Annotated in this window: 2 protein-coding genes and 1 pseudogene; all 3 read right to left on the reverse strand. The window is 69.2% G+C overall.

Annotation, left to right across the window (positions count from 1 at the left end; all coding sequences use genetic code 11):
* Nucleotides 1-1,558, reverse strand: a 1,558-nt coding sequence (locus ENN83_RS16555; RefSeq protein ID WP_287188908.1) for a DUF4139 domain-containing protein, incomplete at its 3' end; no start/stop codon positions are given.
* A 231-nt stretch (nucleotides 1,559-1,789) separates the two neighbouring features.
* Nucleotides 1,790-2,812, reverse strand: a complete 1,023-nt coding sequence (locus tag ENN83_RS16560; RefSeq protein WP_287188909.1) for an aspartate-semialdehyde dehydrogenase — start codon at nucleotides 2,810-2,812, stop codon at nucleotides 1,790-1,792.
* A gap of 43 nt (nucleotides 2,813-2,855) precedes the next feature.
* Nucleotides 2,856-3,449, reverse strand: a pseudogene (locus ENN83_RS16565) (capsular biosynthesis protein); the annotation flags it as partial.

Raw genomic sequence — 3,449 nt, forward strand, 5'->3', positions numbered from 1 at the left:
CGGGGGCCAGATCGAAGCGCCATTCCAGCACGCCGCGCCGGTCGTCCAGATCGGTCCCGGCGGGCGGCGGATCGGCGCTCCAGGTGATCTTCAGATCCTCCTGTTCGGAATAGGGCACCCGGTCCGTCAGCCGCACGGACCACGGTTCGGCGGTCAGGTTCTCGGCCCTGATCCGCACGGTCTCGGCCCATTCGGTCGCCTTGCGGATCACGCCCCGATCGCCCTCGCTGCGCGTCACGACACGGCTCAGGCGCAGCCCCTCGACAGGACCGAAGGCCAGTTCCGCCTCGCCCCCCGCCGGGATCAGCGCCAGGTCCTGCCGACCCACGAAACGCCCGTCCAGATGGAACATCGCCTCGCCCGTCGGCAGGATCACCTCGCCGCTTTCATTGGCGAAGCTGGCAGCCACGAAGCCATTGGAATCCCGCAAGGGAACGGCGCGGACAAAGATCTCGGCCGGGGCCGTCAGCGCGCCCAGCGCCAGCCGCACCCGGTCCGCGCCCGCGGCGATATCGACCGGATCCGGATAGGCATAGGTGACCGCCAGCGCATCGGCCTGCGCCACCGCCTCGACCTTCGGCGCGGGCGCCGCGGGCAGTTCGAATCCCCCCCGCGCCATGTCGGCCTCTGCCATCGGCGCCGCACCAGGTCGCGGCATCACCTGGCCCGGATCGACGATCCGGCGCAGGTCCGGCCAGACCTCGCCCGGCGCGGTCCGTTCCGAGGGGCGCACGGTCGAAAGAGTCAGCGCCACACCGGCCCAGTTCTCGCCCGTGTCCTGCGTCACGAAGGCCCCGCGCTCGATCTCCAGCTGCCCGGCGGCGCGGTCCAGCCGCAGGTCATAGACCGGCATCCAGCCCGCCTCGGCGATGGTATAGCTGACGCTCAGATCGCCGCTGGCCGGCACATCGGACCACAAGTCCACCGCCAGAAACGCCCGAACATCATCCTCGGGAACAAGCGCCGCCAACGCCTGCCGCGCCCGGGTCAGCGCCTCGCGCAGGTCCTTCAACCCCCGGTCGGCCGTATCGGCGCGTTGCTCGGCCGCATGGGCCGCACGCAGCGCCTCCAGCGTCCCCGCGCCGATGGTGGCAGCAAGGGCGGCGATGTCGGTGCCGGGGGGCAATTCGGTGGCCCCCAGCCGCTCGTAAAAGGCGATGCGGGCGCGCGCCGCCTCGGCCTCAAGCCGGATCGCCGCGATGTCGGCCTCGGCGCTGCGCAGCGCATCCTCCAGCCGCACGACCTCGGCCTCGGCGGCGGCAAGGGCGGCGCCCTTCTCGGCGCTGCGGGGCGGGACGAAATCGGCGCGCGTGGTGACGCCGCCCAGCGTGGCGCCGGTCACGCCCACGCGCACCGCATGCAGCGGCGTCGAGGCGGGCAGATCGGTCAGGATCAACCGGTGACGCCCGGCGGGGATGTCATAGGGAACCGCGCGCGTGACGGTCGCGCCCTGCGGATAGAGCGTGACGGCGCTGACCGCGCTGGTCAGGGGAAAATCCTCGGCCACAAGCGGGGCGGGGATCAGGGCGAAGGGCAAGGCAAGGGCAAGGCGGCGCATGGGGATCGCTCCGGAGGCGGGCTGCGACGTGCAGCGTGCGGCAGGGGGCCAGGGCTTGGCAAGGGCAAAGTCGCCGGAACGAATAACGGCGCGGGGCCGGGCCACCGCGCCGTGTCCTGCCGTCAAGGGCCGGCCGTTCGGTCCGGACCGGACCCTTCCCGGGGCTCCGCCCGTTCGAGGCTCAAACTCGCCACCGGAGAGTTTGCCGGGGCGTGCGCCCCCGACCGCCTCTCACCCCTTCTTCAGCGCGCGCTGGCCCAGAACCTCGGCGATCTGCACCGCGTTCAGTGCCGCGCCCTTGCGCAGGTTGTCAGAGACGCACCACAGGTTCAGACCGTTCTCGATGGTCGAATCCTGACGGATGCGGCTGACGAAGGTGGCATAATCGCCCACGCATTCGACCGGCGTGACGTAGCCGCCGGGCTCGCGCTTGTCGATCACCATGACCCCGGGCGCCTCGCGCAGGATGTCGCGCGCCTCGTCCTCGTCGAGGAAATCCTCGAACTCGATATTGATAGCCTCGGAATGGCCGACAAAGACCGGCACGCGCACGCAGGTCGCCGTGACCTTGATCGCGGGATCCATGATCGTCTTGGTCTCGGCGACCATCTTCCATTCTTCCTTGGTCTCGCCGGAATCGAGGAAGACGTCGATCTGCGGGATCACGTTGAAGGCGATCTGCTTGGGATAGACGCTGGGCGCGACTTCCTGCCCCGGCACATACATGCCCTTGGTCTGGTTCCACAGTTCGTCCATCGCCTCCTTGCCCGAGCCGGAGACGGATTGATAGGTCGAGACCACCACCCGCTTGATCCGCGCGCGGTCATGCAGCGGCTTGAGCGCCACCACCATCTGCGCGGTGGAACAGTTGGGATTGGCGATGATGTTCTTCTTCGCATAGCCCATGACCGCGTCGGCATTAACCTCCGGCACGATCAGCGGCACGTCGGGGTCGTAGCGGTAGAGCGACGAGTTGTCGATCACCACGCAGCCCGCGCGGGCGGCCCTGGGGGCGTATTCCTTGGTCGCATCCGAGCCGATGGCGAACAGCGCGATATCCCAGCCGGTGAAGTCGAACTGTTCCAGGTCCTGGGTCTTGAGGGTTCGGTCGCCAAAGCTGCATTCGGTGCCGAGCGAGCGGCGCGAGGCAAGCACGGCGATCTCGTCCACCGGAAACTCGCGCTCGGCGAGGATGTTCAGCATTTCGCGGCCCACGTTGCCCGTGGCGCCGACGACGGCGACCTTGTAGCCCATCGGGTTCTTCCTTCAGCGTCGGGTGTATTCCCGGGGCGGAGCCTTACAGGAAAGCGCCGCCGGGCGAAAGGGCCGTTCCGGACCGCGCGGCGTCCAGCATCCGGGCCAGCGCGTCGGGGTCGATGGTGATGCTGCCATCGGGGGCTTCGCTCACGCGCGGGTAATAGACAAGGTCGAGACAGGACATGAAGGCCGCGCGCAGCGCGGGATCGAAGCTCAGCGCCTGCGGATGGGCCAGCGTCTGGGCCAGTGCGGCCTCGGAATGGACCGGGGTCACAAGGCCGGGGATGGCAAAGAAGGCCTGCCCCAGCACGATCACCGGCTTGTCGTGAAAGAACGCCTGCAACCCCATCGAGGAGTTGATGGTCAGAACGCCCCGCGAGGCGGCAAGCTGGGCAAAGCTGTCGGTGGCGTTGTCGATCACCAGCCGCCCGCCCGCCTCGGCCACGGCACGGGCCAGCGGATCGGCCAGCGAACTGCGCGCCGAGGGGTGTTCCTTGAGCCGGACATGCCAGCCTTCGGGCAGGGCGCGGGCGGTGCGGGCAAGGGCCGCGATCATGCCCTCGACGCTGCCGACCCAGCCCGCGAACAGGGTGATCTGGCTGTCATTCGGCACCTGGAGCGGGCAGAACAGGAA

This window comes from Rhodovulum sp. (assembly GCF_011048875.1).
GTDB lineage: Bacteria > Pseudomonadota > Alphaproteobacteria > Rhodobacterales > Rhodobacteraceae > Rhodovulum > Rhodovulum tesquicola.